This is a genomic window from Devosia sp., from assembly GCF_017307565.1.
Lineage (GTDB): Bacteria > Pseudomonadota > Alphaproteobacteria > Rhizobiales > Devosiaceae > Devosia.
On the sequence record NZ_JAFKHD010000402.1, the window covers coordinates 1 to 14,945 of the forward strand.

Consider the following 14,945-nt stretch of genomic DNA (forward strand, 5'->3'; position numbering starts at 1 on the left):
TGGGTTGCCGAGGTAATGCATGAGCGCGGTGCGAGCAGCAATGAGATTGCCCGCACGATCCGGGCCGATGTATCGACCGTGCGAAAGTGGTTCCGAGAAGCGAACGACGAAGCCGCATAGGTCCGGTCGGGCCGCATGGCGATTTTGACAGGCATTTGACAGGCTGTAGAGGGCGATAGGCCCCTTTTGCGCCCCTTCGTCATGCCGGTCGCGCATCCCGCCCACAGGCGCTCCCAGACTGGATGCGCCATCTACTCCCACTTCACAGGTCTGATCCCTCGCGCGCGCGAGGGAAGTTACCCACGCATATGCGTCACAGGACGGGGCGTGGCGGTGCAACTAATCTGCTCAGGTACGCCGATGTTTACTCGCTCGAAGGTCGCCCTGATGAAACGCGAAGACCGCTACGAAATGATCTTCCAGTTGGAGGCTACGCTAGAGCGCATGGAGAGGGAATTCCCCGAGGCCGGTGACCGTCAGATTTTGACTACGGGCCTTGTCTACTTCGCGCACCGTATGCGGCAGCGCTTGGGGGCGGCAGCGGTGGCGGAAAGCCTTATCGCCATGACTGAGGACGCCATTTCCAAGGGCGTCGAAGAAGTAGCGGAAGCACTGAGAACGCTGAACTAGTCCGTTAGCGCGGGCGCAATGGAGACACGTGTGGAAACGCAGGAAGTGATGAAGCGGGCGCAAAAGGCGCTCGATTGGGTTGGCAAGCGCGGCGACGAACTCGACGCTGACGAAGTGGGTTGCCTCAATGGCCTGTCAAAGGGCTACAAAAGCTTCATGACCGATGCTGGGGTGACGATGCTTGACGATATCGAGCACCGCTACGGCGTGGGCGGCAAAGGCATGGGGCATGTTCCTTTCGCGCATGGGCCGGGCCACCAGCCTGCCGAAATGAAGGGTGTAAAAGTACACCATGGCGCGCATGGTGAGGTGTACGAACTCAAGGCCGGCACCAAGCTTTCGTCGGTCATCAAAGCGAAAGAAAAGCCGCCCGTCTCCATGGAGCGCTGGTTGGCTGCCACCATGCTTGGCGATGTCTGCGAGGACAAGGCCGCGCTGGAATATGCCCACGAAACCAAGTCCGTTTCGAGCGCTACGAGCGGGGTTTTACTGCCGACAGCCTATCAGTCCGAATGGACCGACCATGTCCGCGCTCAGATGGTTCTTGAGGCGGCTGGCATGACCACCGTCACCATGAACGCGCAGACGCTCACCTCATCGCGCCTTATCTCTGACCCGGCTGTGGCGTGGCGATCTGAGGCCGGGAACGTGCCCAACAGCGACCCAACATTCCAGCTTCACAACTTGGTCGCCAAGAGCCTTGCGGTACGCGTCCAGGCAACGGCAGAACTCGCCCAGGACAGCCCCGATTGGGGGTCGCAGCTTACCCGCGTCATCACCAAGGCTCTGGCCGTCGAGGTTGACCGTGTCGGCATCATGGGAACGGGCGCTGCGGGCCAACCACGGGGCATCGTCAATACGCCCGGTATCAACACGATAACTGGCGTCGGTGTGCCGGCGCACTATGGGCATATCGTGTCAGGCCTGCAAAAGCTTATCGAGGCCAAATGCGACCTCGAAACCGTGAACCGCAACGCGATCATGTCGCCCCGCACCTGGGCTGGTTACGAAAACCTCCGTGCGACCGACAGTCAGCCTCTCCAGCGGCCCAAGGCTATCGAAAACATGGCCTTCCGCCCCACCACGAATGTGCCCGACAACCTGGGCGCCAATACCGACGAAAGCCAATTGGTTTTGGGCGATTTCTCGGAATTGACCTTGGGTGTGCGCATGGAAGCGACCATTGAGGGGCTGAAGCTCCAGAGCTTTGCCTCTAATTTGATGGTGGATTGGCTGGGCTGGGTGCGCGTCGATTTCCTCGTGCGCCGCCCTGCCAGCTTCACCGTGTTGGAAGGCATTAAGGCCGCATAGCATTCGACCGTGTCTTGACCACGGTTGATGTCGGGGGAAGTCCGCGCCCTCCGAGGCAAGCGCCGGCATGAGTGGTTCACACATGCCGGCGCTCTTTTCATGAGGGTGTCGATGAAGGGCGCGCAGTTCGAAATTTGCATTTTTCAGGAGCCCACAAAGTGGACCTTTTTGCCAGGAGCGATTTCGTGGAAGCCAGGCGGCATCCAGTATGCGCCTATCCAGTCCGTCTCCGGAATGTATGAGGCCACTATTGGCCGAGCGGCGCTGTTCGAGAGGGAGGCTGCCTTCTTCATGGCCCTTCGGTTCGACGTGGATGATCCGGCACTAGCAGTATGGGTCAATCAACTGCCAGGGGAACCGCAAGCCGCCAAAGCCGCAATGAAGCCTCTCATCGAGACCAATGCCTTCGACAAGCGCGGTAGACAGGTAGTGCATCTCGATGTGTTCAGCGTCCGGGTGGATGTCGGCAATGCCAGGGAAAGTTTGACTGCCAGAAAAGCCCGAAAAGTCAGGCCTGTCGGAGGGACAGAATTGAACGATCACATGGATGCTATCGAAAGACTTGAGGATTGGGGCTGGCAATGACGGAAACCAAAAGCCTGACCGTGGAAAAGATGGACGAAGTAGGGCAGGGTTTGGCGCGTATTGCCATCCTGTCCTCGGTCGATCATGACGGCGACACATACGTGAAAGGCGCGTTCTCCTGGGCGAAGGGGGGCGAACAATGGGTGCCGATCCTTCCCGCTCATAACCGTGATGCGATGCCGCTCGGCAAGGCCCGAGTGTATGAGCAAGGCGACGAAGTGTTCGCGGAACTCTACCTCAATCTCAACACCGAAGCCGGGCGCGACTGGCACGAAACTCTAAAATTTGACCTGGAAAAGGGCGGCGCTGTCCAAGAGTGGTCATATGGCTATTCGGTCCTTGAAGCAGTGAAAGAGCGCAGGGGCTCCGAAATGGTTCGTGTCCTCAAGCGGCTGAAGGTGGATGAGGTTTCGCCCGTTGTACGTGGTGCAGGCGTGGGCACGGGAACGCTATCCATGAAGGCCCGGCAAGCTCGCGCCCAGGTTGACAGCGAAGAGCTCTCTAAAGGCCAGAAAGACATGTTCGCCGCCATGGAAACGCTTTCCGTTCGCAAGCGGCTTACGTTAGCGTAGGAGGCCATGGAATGGCGGAGAAGCTTGGCGAGGCCCTGCTCGACCTCGACACCAATGACAAGCGGCTGAATGCCGGCATCGATCGCGCCGAGAAGAAGGCAACGGGCCTTGGCGAACGGTTCGACGATGTGTCGAGGCGTGCCGTGGCTCTGGGCAAGACAATGGCAGTCGCTGCAGCGGCTGGCGCCACGGCGCTCGGTTATGCGATCTTGCAGACCACCAGAAGCCTCGCCGAAATGTCGGCCGAGGCAAAAATGGCGGGCGTCAATGTTGAGGACTTTCAGCGCCTCAAATACGTCGCTCAGCAAAACCTCATTGGCGTTGAGGCCCTCACGGATGGGCTCAAGGAACTTAACCTGCGTGCAGACGAGTTCATCGTTACCGGCACCGGCTCAGCAGCGGAGGCCTTTCAGCGCCTGGGCATGGGCGCGACGGAGCTGAAGCAGAAGCTTGCCGATCCGTCCGCGCTGTTTACCGAGATCATCGGCAAGCTCTCGCATCTCGATACCGCTGCACAAATCCGCATCCTTGATGAGCTGTTCGGCGGCTCCGGTGGCGAGCAGTTCATGCGGCTCATGGATGGCGGCGCCGAAGGGGTGAAGCGGCTCACCGATGAGTTTGAGCGTCTCGGCCTGGCTGTCAGTGCCACGGACATTGCGGCGATCGAAGCGTTCAACGCCGAGATCAATAAAATTGAGGCGATGGTCCAGGGCTTTGTCACGCAGATCACCGTGGGCGCGGTGCCGGCGATGCGAGCGTTCATCGAAAGCGTTTCCGACAGTGCGGGGGACTTCGGCGGCCTTGAGCTGGCGGTCGATGGCGCGATCTGGGTGATCAAAGAGCTGATGGTTTTCCTCGCGGAAGCCAAGGCCAATCTTGATGCGCTTTCGGCCACCCTCTGGTCTGTGGGCCGGGCAATGGAGTTCATGAAGCAGGGTGATGCTTCGGGCGCTTTGGCCACCCTTCAGCAAACCGGACTTGAGACGGACCAGATTTTCCGCGACCTCGCTGGCACCATAGATCGGATTCGCAACGGCACTTCCGAAGGCGAAGGCGGTGCATCCGGAACCTTGCCCGCAAGGACGGGGGGCAGCGGCAATGTCGTTGGCTTGAATGCCGAGGTAAATAAGGCCGAGCAACTGCTTCAGAGCTTGCGCGACGAACGAGATATATTGCGCGAAACAGACCCGGTTCAACAGCGTCTCATCAGCATGCGCGAGAGCCTTGCAAAGGCGACCGTCACCCAGCGCGACGAAGCCGAGCAGCTTATCCGTACCATCTACGAAGAGACGCGGGCTTGGGAGGGTGCCCAGCAGGCCGGACAGTTCTTCGGCGATCAGTTGCTTGGTAGCATCGAGGCGTTACGGACGGGCAGCAAGTCGCTGACCGAAGTGCTCAACGATGTGGTCAATGCGCTGGCGCAGGCAGTCCTACAGTCGATGCTTTTGGGGCAAGGGCCTCTCGCCAGCTTGTTCGGCACATCAAATGCGAAAGGCGGATTGGGCGGTATTTTTGGAGGTCTACTCAGCAAGTTCGCGGGTGGATTTTATCAGGGCGGGCTTATCCCGAACGGCTCCTTCGGCATCGTTGGCGAGAGGGGGCCAGAGCTTGCGTTTGGGACCTCAGCAGGAACACGGATTTTATCGAACTCTGCATCATCCGACTTCATGGGCGGTCAGGGAATGGTCAACAACATCACCATAAATGGTTCTGGCCTTTCAAAGTCTGAGATGCGTGAGGCGATCTCCGAGGCCCTGGACAGCTTCAATCGCTTCCAACTCCCTGTTCGGGTCCAAGAGATCAACAGCGACCCGCTTGCCAGGGGCTAGGCGACACCCTGTCGATGCCCCGTCGAGAGGGTGTCGAAGGCGCGAGCGGGCTATGCTAAAACCCGGAGTGAAAAAAGCAAAACCGCGCGCTACATGACAGCCAGCACCTCGCCCTTGATGGGGGAGGATGGGAGGGGGTGTCGGCACCCACAAAAGCAAGCGTATCCCCCAGAATCCCTTGCCCCCCAGCCCCCTTTCCTCTATAGCCCGGCGCATGAAGCGCTCGTCACCCCTGGAGGACGGGCGCGTATGCTGTTGTGATGACGCATACACCAACCCAATGGATGCTTTCCATGGCTCAGAATAAAGTGCTCAAGGCACAGGCGCGCAACGGAGTGGGCAAGGGGGCCGCTCGCGAAGCTCGTCGTCAGGGACTCGTTCCCGCAGTTATCTATGGTGACAAGAAGCCCCCCGTCACCGTTTCCGTGGCCTATAAGGACGCGCTGAAGTTCATCTACGCCGGTGGCTTCAAGTCGCACATCCTCGACCTCGACGTCGACGGCACGATCCACAAGGTCATCCCGCGTGACTACCAGCTCGACGTCGTCATGGATCAGCCGATCCACATCGACTTCCTGCGCGTTGCCAAGGGCGCCAAGATCAACGTCCAGGTTCCGGTTCACTTCGAGAACGAAGAAGCCAGCCCCGGCCTGAAGCGCGGCGGCACCCTGAACGTCGTCCACCACACGCTGGACCTGACCGTTTCGGCTGACAACATCCCGGAATTCGTGACCGTCGATCTGACCGGCCTCGAAATCGGCGATACCGTCCACATCTCGAACATCAAGCTGCCCAAGGGCACTGCTGACCACAGCCATGAAGAAGACGTGACGATTGCAACCATCGTTGCTCCGTCGGGCCTGAAGGCTGAAGAAGCTGCCGCCGCTGAAGGCGAAGCTTCGGCCGAGTAAGCGGTTCTGTCTTGAGACGTTTTGGGGCGGCCTTCGGGTCGCCCCTTTCTTTTGTAACTCCACCGTGTCATTCCCGCGAAAGCGGGAAACCTGTTTGAGAGCGCGCCATGAAACTGCTTGTCGGCCTGGGCAATCCCGGCGGCCAATATGAAGGCAATCGCCACAATATCGGCTTCATGGCCGTGGACGCGATCGCGCGCGCCAATGGCATTTCCGGCTGGAAGTCCAAGAACTCGGGCCTCCTTGCCGAAGGCACAATCGGCTCTGAGCGGGTACTGCTCCTCAAGCCGCAGACCTTCATGAACAAATCCGGCGACTCTGTGCAAAAGGTCGCCAGCTTCTACAAGATCGCGCCGGCCGACATCATCGTGTTCTACGACGAACTCGACCTCGCCCCCGGAAAAGTCCGCGTCAAAGTCGGCGGCGGCAATGGCGGCCACAATGGCCTGCGCTCCATCGACCCGCAGATCGGCCTCGACTACAAGCGCGTCCGCCTCGGCATCGGCCACCCCGGCAAGGAGTTCGTCACCCACCACGTCCTCGGCGACTTCGCCAAGGCCGACAAAACCTGGCTCGATCCCCTCCTAGACGACGTCGGCCGCCACACCGGCATGCTCCTCGCCGGTGACGACGCTGGCTTCATGAACAAGCTGGCGCTGACCGCAAAGGGCAGCGAGGAGCCCAAGCCGGCCCCCAAGGCCCAAAGCCACATCCGTCAGGCAAGGACGAGCAAGCCCCAGGCCGAAGTGCCGAAATCCGGCCCCATGGCCGACATGCTCAACAAGCTGTTTGGCAAGGGCGAGTAAGCCTACCCTATATCGTGGCTCACCCACCCCCTCCCATCCTCCCCCATCAAGGGGGAGGTGAAGGCCGGTGGTTTTAGCTCGCATCCAGTCCCAAACTCGATACAACGCCTCCCCCTTGATGGGGGAGGCCGGGAGGGGCTGGCGGCAAGCACAACTGCCGAGCCCCCCTCCAAGCCGCCCCACCCTCGATGTCATCCCCGCGAAAGCGGGGATCTATGTTTCGCGCGCCAAGGAGGGATTCCCGCTTGCGCGGGAATGACGCCGCGACAGAGGCCACTCCCCCAAAAACAAAAAAGAGCCCGGTGCTTCCACACCGAGGCCCAATCTCGCATAACTAAGCCCTTACGCCACGCGCTGCTTGCGCGGCCCACGTGCCCATTCCGGCAGCATCGTGCCATGGGCTTCCAGCAAATCATCCACAAGGTTCCAGATCTGATCCAGATCCAGTTCCGCGGCCGTATGCGGGTCCATCATCGCGGCGTGATAGATATGCTCGCGGTTTTCCTCGATCAGCGCACGAACCGTCAGCTCCTGCACGTTGATATTGGTGCGGATCAGCGCCGTGAGCTGCGGCGGCAATTCGCCGATATAGGTCGGCTGCAACCCGTTATCATCCACGAGACACGGCACTTCCACCGCCGCATTATTCGGCAGCGAGGTGATGACCCCATTGTTGCGCAGGTTCCCGTAGATCACCGAAGGTTCGCCGGTCCAGACCGAGTTGACGATCGACGAAGCATATTCCTTGGACTGCTTGACCTCGATCCGGTCCGCCTTCTTGTAGTCTTCCGAAGTCCGCTTCCAGTTCGCGATCTGCTCGACGCAGCGCTTCGGATATTCATCCAGCGGAATGCCAAATTTTTCGATGATGTCCTCGCGCCCTTCCTTGATGAAATAGGGCGTGTATTCGGCAAAGTGCTCGGAGCTCTCGGTCACGAAATAGCCGAGGCGCGTCATCATCTCGTAGCGCACCTTGTTCGGGCAGCGCGGATTCCAACCGGGCTTCGGCGCGCGGCCTTCGCGATAAGCGCGGTGCAGCTCGGGATAGAGGTCCTTGTACGTTCCGTCGGCCTGCCGATGCTCGAACTTGAGATAGAAGGCCATATGGTTGATGCCGGCCGAGCGGTAGCGGATTTCCTCGTAGGGAATGTCGAGGTCGTGCGCCAGCTCCATCGCCGTGCCCTGCACCGAGTGGCAGAGGCCGACCTGCTTGATCGTCGGGTACTTTTCCGAGATCGCCCAGGTGTTGATGGCCATCGGGTTGACGTATTGCAGCATGATCGCGTCGGGCGCGACCTGCAGCATGTCCTCGCAGATGCTCCAGAGATGCGGCACGGTCCGCAACCCGCGCATGATGCCACCAACGCCCAGCGTATCGGCAATCGTCTGGCGCAGGTTGTACTTCTTCGGCACGTCAAAATCGACGACCGTGGAAGGCTCATAGCCGCCGATCTGGAAGCAGACGACGACGAAATTGGTGCCATCCAGCGCCTGGCGCTGGTTCGAGAAGGTCTCCACAGTCGCTGGCACGCCAAGCGTTGCCACCAGCTTCTTGGCGATGATGGCGCTTTCTTCAAGCCGCGTCGGATTGATGTCCATCAGGCGGATCTGTGCGCCAGCCAGCGCCGGGCGCTGCAGGATATCGCCGACGATGTTCTTCATGAACACCGAGGAGCCAGCCCCGATGAAAGTGATCTTTGGGTTCGCCATGTTGTAAAAAACTCCAGTCGTCAGGCAGCGATTTCGAATGCGGCGCGGACAAGCCGAGCCGTATATTCGGTTTGGGGATTGGTGAGAACTTCGCTTACAGGCCCCTGCTCCACGATCTTGCCGTGCTGCATCACCATCACCCGATGGCAAAGGGCCCGCACGACCTTCAGGTCATGCGAAATGAAGAGATAGGAGAGGCCCTTTTCGTTCTGCAGTTTTCGCAGCAGATCGATGATCTGGGCCTGCACCGAAAGATCGAGCGCCGAGGTCGGCTCGTCGAGCAGGATGAATTCGGGCTCGAGCGCAATGGCCCGGGCAATGGCGATACGCTGGCGCTGCCCACCCGAAAACTCATGCGGGAAACGGTTCAAGATCGTGTCGGGCATGCCCGCATCGCGCAAAGCCTGACGCACCCGCTCCAGCCGCTCATTGCGATTGGCGCCAAGCCCGTTGACGATCAGGCCTTCCTCGATGATCTGGCCGATCGACATGCGCGGATTAAGCGATGCAAACGGGTCCTGGAACACGATCTGCATCCGGCTCCGCAGCGGCCGCATGGCCTTGCGATCCTTGTTGTGGATGGGCTCGCCATCGAAGAAAATCTGCCCGCCCTGATTGCCGATCAGCCGGATCAATGCCTGGCCGAACGTGGTCTTGCCCGAGCCGCTCTCGCCCACAATCCCCAGCGTTTCGTGTCGCATCAGCTTGATGTCGAGATTGTCGACGGCCTTCAATTCAAAGAAGTCCGGATTGAACATGCCACCGCGCTTGAGCGTATAGGTGACCTTCACTTGCCTGCCTTCGAGCACCGTGTCATGCGCGCCCTCTTCGAGCGGCAGCGCCGTGCCCTTGGGCTCTGATGCCAGCAAATGACGCGTATAGGCATGCTGCGGATTGGCAAACAGCGCCTCGGTCGCGTTGTGCTCCTGCACAGAACCGTTCTGCATCACATAGACATAGTCGGAAAACTGCCGGACCACGGTCAGGTCATGGGTGATCAGGATCACCGCCATGCCATACTTGTCCTTGAGATCCTTGATGAGATTGAGGATCTGCGCCTGCACCGTCACGTCGAGCGCCGTCGTCGGCTCGTCGGCGATCAGCACATCGGGCCGATTGGCCAGCGCCATGGCGATCATCACGCGCTGCCGCTGCCCGCCGGAAAGCTGGTGCGGATAGTTGTTGAGGCGAGCCCGCGGCTCAGGAATCTGCACTTCCTCAAGCAGCTTTTCCGCCCGCACCATGGCCTCCGCCCGCGACACGCGATTGTGCAGGTGAATGATCTCGCAGATCTGCTGGCCGATCGTATAGACCGGGTTCAGCGAGCTCATCGGCTCCTGAAAAATCATGGCAATGTCATTGCCGCGGAGTTTTCGCATGTCGCGATCGCTCATCGTCACGACATTCTTGCCCGAGAGCGTGATGCGCGTGTTCTTGCCGATGGTGGCGCGCTTGGTGAGCAGCTTCATCAGCGTACGCGCCGTCACCGATTTGCCCGAGCCGCTCTCCCCCACAAGGGCAATGGTCTCGCCCTTGTGCAGTTGAAACGACACATCCTTCACCGCCTGAACCACCCCGCCTTCGACCTTGAAGTCGACGGCGACATTGCGGGCATCGAGGATCAGTTCCCGTCCATGCGACCCGAGATCGTACCTCTCGGCGGGCGCAAAATTGTTACCGGTCATTTTCGCGTCCTCAATAGGGGTCGATGGCATCGCGCAGGCCATCGCCGAGCGCGTTGAAGGCAAAGACGGTGATGAGCACGAAGATCACCGGCGAAAGAATCCACGGATAAGACCCGATCACCGAGAAAGTGCCGGTATCCTGCAGCATCAGGCCCCATGAGATCAGCGGCGGCTTCACGGCAAAGCCAAGGAACCCGAGGAAGCTTTCGAGCAACACGACACTCGGAATGGCCAGCGTGATCGACACGATAATGTGGCTCAACACATTGGGCAGGATATGGCGCGTGATAATGCGCCCATCGGAAGACCCCACCGCAATCGCCGCCCGCACATAATCGATCCGCGCCAGCGACAGCGTCTTCGATCGCACCTCTCGACTGAGCTGCGCCCACCCCAACACCGCCATGACGAAAATCACGAAGGTGAGGAAGACATTGGATGGCGCCGTCACCGGAATGAGCGAGGTCAGCGCCAGGTAGAGCGGCAGTTGCGGGAACGCGAGGACAAACTCGACAAACCTCTGCACCCACGCATCGAGCCGCCCACCGATATAGCCCGAGGTGATCCCCACCAGCGTACCGACAATCGTCGTCAGCGCCACCACCACAAGGGCAATGGTGAGCGAAATCCGCGAACCGACGATACCGCGCGAAAGAATGTCACGCCCGAATTTGTCGGTCCCGAGGAGCTGGATCGGCCGCCCATCGGACGAGCCGAAGAAGTGGATATTGGACGGGATGAACCACAGGATATTGTACGAATAGCCCTGCACGAAGAACCCCGTCGGCGTCGGATTGTCCAGCACCGGCCCGGTCAGCGGCTGGAACGTCACCGGATCGAATTCACCCGTATCCCCAATCGGATAGATATAGGGAATAAGGCTGAAATTGCCCTCGGGGTTTTCGAACGCGATCACATCCGGCGGCGCAAATGGCAGGTTCGTGGCCTTCGGATCCATCGGCGCAAAAAAGTCGGCGAAGATGGAAACAAAGATCAAGAGCCCAACCAGCACCAGCCCGATGACGCCCATGATGGAGCGCTTGAATCGGCGCCAAACGAGCGCGGCATAGGTCTCGTTGCCCGAACCATAGCGCGAGACGACCGGCGCAACATCGGCCTCTTCTGCGGGGGTCGGAGCGGGACCGCCCGCGGCATCGGCCGGCAGCGGAATGGAAGAATGAGTATCGACCTTGGTCATTCGGCCTTACCTCCCAGGCGAATGCGTGGATCGAGTGCGACCAGCAAGAGGTCGGCGATGATATTGCCGATGATCAGCGTCGTCGCGAGCACCAGCATGAAGGTGGCGGTGACATAGACGTCACCCACCCCCATGGAGCCGACAATGGCCGGCCCGACAGTCGCGAGGCCGAACACGATGGCGACCTCGATTTCACCGGTGAGCATGTAGGGCAGCACCACGCCCTGGTAGGCCACCAGCGGGTGCAGGGCATTGGGCACGGCATGCTTCATGATCACCGCGCTTTCCGGCAGGCCCTTGGCCCGCGCGGTCTCGACATACTGGCTGTTGAGCACGTCGAGCAGGTTGGCGCGCATCACGCGCATATTGTAGGCGAGCCCGCCAAAGGTCGCGATGAACACCACCGGCCACACGTGCTGCACGAGATTGACGAACTTGTCCCAGCTCCAGGGCGCCCCGCCATAACGGGCGGAGAAGAACATGCCCACCTCGCTGACATTGAGTTTGAACACCAGCACATAGAGAATGATGATCGCGAGCAGGAAACGCGGGATCGTCATGCCGAGGAAGGAGACGATCCCCAGCAGCGTATCGGCCCACGAATACTGACGGGTCGCAGCGACGATGCCGAGCCCGATGCCCAGCAGCGAGGCCAGGATATGGCACACGAGAGCCAGTGCGATGGTCGCGGGCAGACGTTCGAGCACCACCTGCCCCACGGGCTTGTTGTAGAAGAACGAGTGGCCGAAATCGAACCGGGTGACGATCCCGGTGATCCAGCGAAAATACTGAACGATCATGGGATCGTTGAGGCCATGGGCCTGGCGATAGATTTCCGCCTGAGCCTCGGCCTGAACGGCAGGCACGCCGCCCTGGTTCATCAGCATGGAACGGATGGTGTCACCATAGTCGCCTGGCGGCGCCTGGATGATGGCAAAGGTCACGATGCTGAGCAGGAACAACAGCGGTATCGCGCCCAGAATGCGTATGACGAGAAATCGGAGCATAAACGGCCTCACTGGCTAGGGGCCAGGCCCCTTCCCCCAACCCTCGCCCCAGTGGGGTCCGAGGGGGCAGATCGCGGACGCAGCGCAATCATGCCAAGGTCACTGAATGGGTCCCCTCGCCTCCAGAAGAGGTGGGGTATGGGGTGGCGAACCCGCCGCCACCCCGGAAGTTTGGATCAGACCGGACCTGCACCGCCCGGAGCGCCAGGCAGCGTTTCCGGATGCAGTTCATAGTCACCCTGCTTGTCTTCGGGCACGAAGACGCGTTCGCGGATGATGTTGTCTTCAGCCCAGTTGAACATGAAGATTGGAGCACCAACCGGGATATTGGCGAAGCGCTTGTTGATGATCAGCGCACCCGGATACTGGGTGAGACCCACCGAGTAGACGTTCTCGGTGAAGGTGTGCTGGTACTTCTTCATCAGTTCGGCGCGTTCGGCATTGTCGCTGGTCGCGATGAAGGCATTCACCGTGTTGACCAGGTCCTGCTCGAAGGGCAGCAGGTCGAGCGTGCCGTCAGTGCCGGCGCGGTGGAACGGATGAGTGCGCGGACCGGTCGGCGCGAGTGCCGAAGTACCCTGCACCACCGACACCATTTCGGCGCCCTGGCGTTCCACGTGCCAATCGAACTGGCCTGCCTGGGCCATGTCGTCACGAGCAGTGCCCGCCTGGAAATTGGCGATCACGCGAATGCCGAGCGGTTCGAGCTGGGCAATGATACCTTCCGCGAGGTTGGTGTCGGTGCCGTAGTCGGAATTGGCAAGCAGTGTGATTTCCAAGTCAGCGCCGCCAGCGGTGCCGGCCGGGAAGTTACGGACACCATTGCCATCGGTGTCGACCAACCCGAGACCATCGAGCAGTGCCTTGGCTGCTTCCAGGTTGTTCGGATAATAGACGGTAGACGCCTTGTCGTAATAGGTCGTGCCGGCATAGAGGCCGCCCGGATAGATGGCGGTGAACGGACCGCGGACCAGCGATTCACCAAGGCGCTGACGATCGACAGCGAGCGAGACGGCCTTGCGGAAATCGAGGTTGCGGTTCAGCTCACGGATTGCCTGGGCGCGTGCATCAGGCTCACCCCAGCCATTGGCCGAGAAATTCATGCGCAGGGCATAGCCGATGGTGCGGGCACCGAACTGCAGACGGGCCGGAGCCGTCGGCTCGGCCGAGCGACGCAGCGCTTCGACATAGCTTTCAGCCTGTTCGAGGTTCGAGAAGTCGCCCGAACCGGCAACAGCCTGAACGTCGCGGTCAGCCCAGGTCGAGAGGCGATAGTGCATCTCGTTGAGATAGGGCAGCTGGTTGCCGTTCTCGTCGACCTTCCAGTAGTAGGGGTTGCGGCGCATGACGATGATATCGTCAGGACGGTATTCGACCGGCACCCAGGCGCCCATCACCGGAATGTTCATATATTCGGGCGGGAAGGCGTTCTTGTACTGCTCGTAGGTATTGGACGAGTTGTACTTGGGGTGCTGTGGCTTGAGGATATGGCTCGGGCCCGGGCAGAACGTGCCATAGGCCATGGCATAGAGATACTGCGTCGGGCGGACATCCTTGAAGGTCCACTTGATCGTATAGGCATCGAGCGCTTCGAGCGTCGTGCCGACGCCGAACGTTTCCGGGGTCGCGCCATTGAGCGGGGAAACGTTGGGATCGTTGACGTTGTCGTTCCAGTAGAACATCACGTCTTCGGTGTCGAACGGGTCGCCGTCAGACCACTTTGCCCCTTCGATCAGGTGCATGGTCAGCTGATGGCCGTCTTCCGACCATTCCCAGCTCTTGGCCAGGTTCGGCAGCGGCTCAAGTTCGTCGGCCTTCACCTCAAACAGCGGGCCGGTGCGCGTCAGACATTCGGAAAGCCCGATATCGATGCCGCCCCAACCCTGGCTCTGGCCACCGATATAGTTCCAGCCTTCCGGCCGGCCACCGATGACATGACGCATTGTGTCGCCGTAGACACCGACGCCGTCAGGCATATTGCCAGTCTTGTAGACGAGCGGCTCTTTTGGAAGGCGCTCGGCAACAGGCGGCAAGGTGCCGGCATCGACATATTTCGAGGTGACCCAAGCCGGCTCGTGGTACTCGGGCAGCGCCTTGAATTCGAGAATATCGCTGACCGAGACGAAGACGGGTTCGCTCTGGGCGGCAAACTCCGGCGGATCCGGCAGCTCGCCGGTCAGTTCCTGCGCCGGAATGGCTAGCATTGAAACGGACAGCAAAAGTCCTGCCCCGCCAAGGGCATAGATAGGCTTTCTCAATAGAACCTCCCTTCGCAACGGGACGCGTCTCATGCATGGAGCCAGTCACTCCCACTGGCTCTGGGTCCCGTGCATGTTAGGGAGCCTACGACTTGCATCGGGCGAAACAATCCGGAATGATAGAGACTAGTTCCGGATTTCTAAGAACTACGCTGATAAGTATGACTGTTAATGAAACCGTCTCTGTCTCGCGCCTGCGCGAAAAGGCCCCGCGCCCGACCCCGCGCCCCGATCGCAGCTTTTACGCGTCCGGGAAGGCATTCGGCCGTTTTGGCATTCGCGCCTTCCCGCCCCAGATCATGCCCGCCCCGCACAGCCACGGCCATATCGAGTTCAATTGGCTGACGCATGGCCGGATGGACTACGTTTTCGATGGCGGCCCGGTCTCGGTATCAGACAACCGCCTCGTCGCGTTTTGGGCCGGCATTCCCCACCAGACTGTC

12 protein-coding genes and 1 pseudogene are annotated in these 14,945 nt (G+C 60.3%); 8 read left to right on the plus strand and 5 right to left on the minus strand.

Translation table 11 applies throughout. The annotated features are described in order from the left end of the window. Positions 1 to 387: 387 nt before the first annotated feature. The 7 genes from J0I64_RS16085 (at position 388) to pth (ending at position 6,644) form a co-directional block, all read left to right on the plus strand. Positions 388 to 630: a hypothetical protein gene (locus tag J0I64_RS16085; protein WP_291410045.1), complete on the plus strand. Its 243-nt coding sequence runs from the start codon at positions 388 to 390 to the stop codon at positions 628 to 630. A gap of 30 nt (positions 631 to 660) precedes the next feature. Then, entirely contained in the window at positions 661 to 1,941 is a 1,281-nt protein-coding gene (locus J0I64_RS16090; RefSeq protein ID WP_291410047.1) for a phage major capsid protein, read from the plus strand. A 111-nt stretch (positions 1,942 to 2,052) separates the two neighbouring features. Next, positions 2,053 to 2,526: a hypothetical protein gene (locus J0I64_RS16095; protein ID WP_291410049.1), complete on the plus strand. Its 474-nt coding sequence runs from the start codon at positions 2,053 to 2,055 to the stop codon at positions 2,524 to 2,526. After that, positions 2,523 to 3,098, plus strand: a complete 576-nt coding sequence (locus J0I64_RS16100) for an HK97 family phage prohead protease (RefSeq protein WP_291410051.1) — start codon at positions 2,523 to 2,525, stop codon at positions 3,096 to 3,098. The genes J0I64_RS16095 and J0I64_RS16100 overlap by 4 nt, the downstream gene beginning before the upstream one ends. Before the next feature lie 11 nt (positions 3,099 to 3,109). Continuing rightward, the gene (locus J0I64_RS16105) at positions 3,110 to 4,927 is read left to right on the plus strand and encodes a phage tail tape measure protein (protein ID WP_291410053.1); all 1,818 of its coding nucleotides are present in this window, start codon (positions 3,110 to 3,112) and stop codon (positions 4,925 to 4,927) included. 293 nt (positions 4,928 to 5,220) lie between these two features. Then, complete coding sequence (locus J0I64_RS16110) at positions 5,221 to 5,838, plus strand: 50S ribosomal protein L25/general stress protein Ctc (RefSeq protein WP_291410055.1); 618 nt, start codon at positions 5,221 to 5,223, stop codon at positions 5,836 to 5,838. A 107-nt stretch (positions 5,839 to 5,945) separates the two neighbouring features. Beyond that, positions 5,946 to 6,644 carry an aminoacyl-tRNA hydrolase gene (gene pth / locus J0I64_RS16115; RefSeq protein WP_291410057.1) on the plus strand — a complete coding sequence of 233 codons (699 nt, stop codon included), beginning with the start codon at positions 5,946 to 5,948 and terminating at the stop codon, positions 6,642 to 6,644. A 342-nt stretch (positions 6,645 to 6,986) separates the two neighbouring features. On the opposite strand, the gene J0I64_RS16120 is transcribed toward pth, so the two are convergent. From J0I64_RS16120 to J0I64_RS16140, 5 genes are all read right to left on the minus strand, one after another. Further along, positions 6,987 to 8,354: an alpha-glucosidase/alpha-galactosidase gene (locus J0I64_RS16120; RefSeq protein ID WP_291410059.1), complete on the minus strand. Its 1,368-nt coding sequence runs from the start codon at positions 8,352 to 8,354 to the stop codon at positions 6,987 to 6,989. 20 nt (positions 8,355 to 8,374) lie between these two features. Then, on the minus strand, positions 8,375 to 10,039 hold the full coding sequence (locus J0I64_RS16125; protein ID WP_291410061.1) for an ABC transporter ATP-binding protein: 1,665 nt from the start codon (positions 10,037 to 10,039) through the stop codon (positions 8,375 to 8,377). Between the two features lie 10 nt (positions 10,040 to 10,049). Next, entirely contained in the window at positions 10,050 to 11,237 is a 1,188-nt protein-coding gene (locus J0I64_RS16130) for an ABC transporter permease (protein ID WP_291410063.1), read from the minus strand. Beyond that, entirely contained in the window at positions 11,234 to 12,244 is a 1,011-nt protein-coding gene (locus tag J0I64_RS16135; protein ID WP_291410065.1) for an ABC transporter permease, read from the minus strand. Before J0I64_RS16135 ends, J0I64_RS16130 begins: the two co-directional genes overlap by 4 nt. A gap of 176 nt (positions 12,245 to 12,420) precedes the next feature. Then, positions 12,421 to 14,448 (minus strand): ABC transporter substrate-binding protein, encoded by a 2,028-nt coding sequence (locus J0I64_RS16140; RefSeq protein ID WP_291410067.1) that lies wholly within the window; start codon positions 14,446 to 14,448, stop codon positions 12,421 to 12,423. 215 nt (positions 14,449 to 14,663) lie between these two features. Here J0I64_RS16140 and J0I64_RS16145 point away from each other — a divergent pair. Next, positions 14,664 to 14,945 (plus strand): annotated as a pseudogene (locus J0I64_RS16145) (hypothetical protein); the annotation flags it as partial.

Excerpts from the sequence above, each read along its gene's own strand:
- J0I64_RS16085 (WP_291410045.1), top strand. The coding sequence starts at position 388 with ATGAAACGCGAAGACCGCTACGAAATGATCTTCCAGTTGGAGGCTACG.
- J0I64_RS16095 (WP_291410049.1), top strand. The coding sequence starts at position 2,053 with ATGAAGGGCGCGCAGTTCGAAATTTGCATTTTTCAGGAGCCCACAAAG.
- J0I64_RS16100 (WP_291410051.1), top strand. The coding sequence starts at position 2,523 with ATGACGGAAACCAAAAGCCTGACCGTGGAAAAGATGGACGAAGTAGGG.
- J0I64_RS16105 (WP_291410053.1), top strand. The coding sequence starts at position 3,110 with ATGGCGGAGAAGCTTGGCGAGGCCCTGCTCGACCTCGACACCAATGAC.
- J0I64_RS16110 (WP_291410055.1), top strand. The coding sequence starts at position 5,221 with ATGGCTCAGAATAAAGTGCTCAAGGCACAGGCGCGCAACGGAGTGGGC.
- pth (WP_291410057.1), top strand. The coding sequence starts at position 5,946 with ATGAAACTGCTTGTCGGCCTGGGCAATCCCGGCGGCCAATATGAAGGC.
- J0I64_RS16120 (WP_291410059.1), bottom strand. The coding sequence starts at position 8,354 with ATGGCGAACCCAAAGATCACTTTCATCGGGGCTGGCTCCTCGGTGTTC.
- J0I64_RS16125 (WP_291410061.1), bottom strand. The coding sequence starts at position 10,039 with ATGACCGGTAACAATTTTGCGCCCGCCGAGAGGTACGATCTCGGGTCG.
- J0I64_RS16130 (WP_291410063.1), bottom strand. The coding sequence starts at position 11,237 with ATGACCAAGGTCGATACTCATTCTTCCATTCCGCTGCCGGCCGATGCC.
- J0I64_RS16135 (WP_291410065.1), bottom strand. The coding sequence starts at position 12,244 with ATGCTCCGATTTCTCGTCATACGCATTCTGGGCGCGATACCGCTGTTG.
- J0I64_RS16140 (WP_291410067.1), bottom strand. The coding sequence starts at position 14,448 with ATGCTAGCCATTCCGGCGCAGGAACTGACCGGCGAGCTGCCGGATCCG.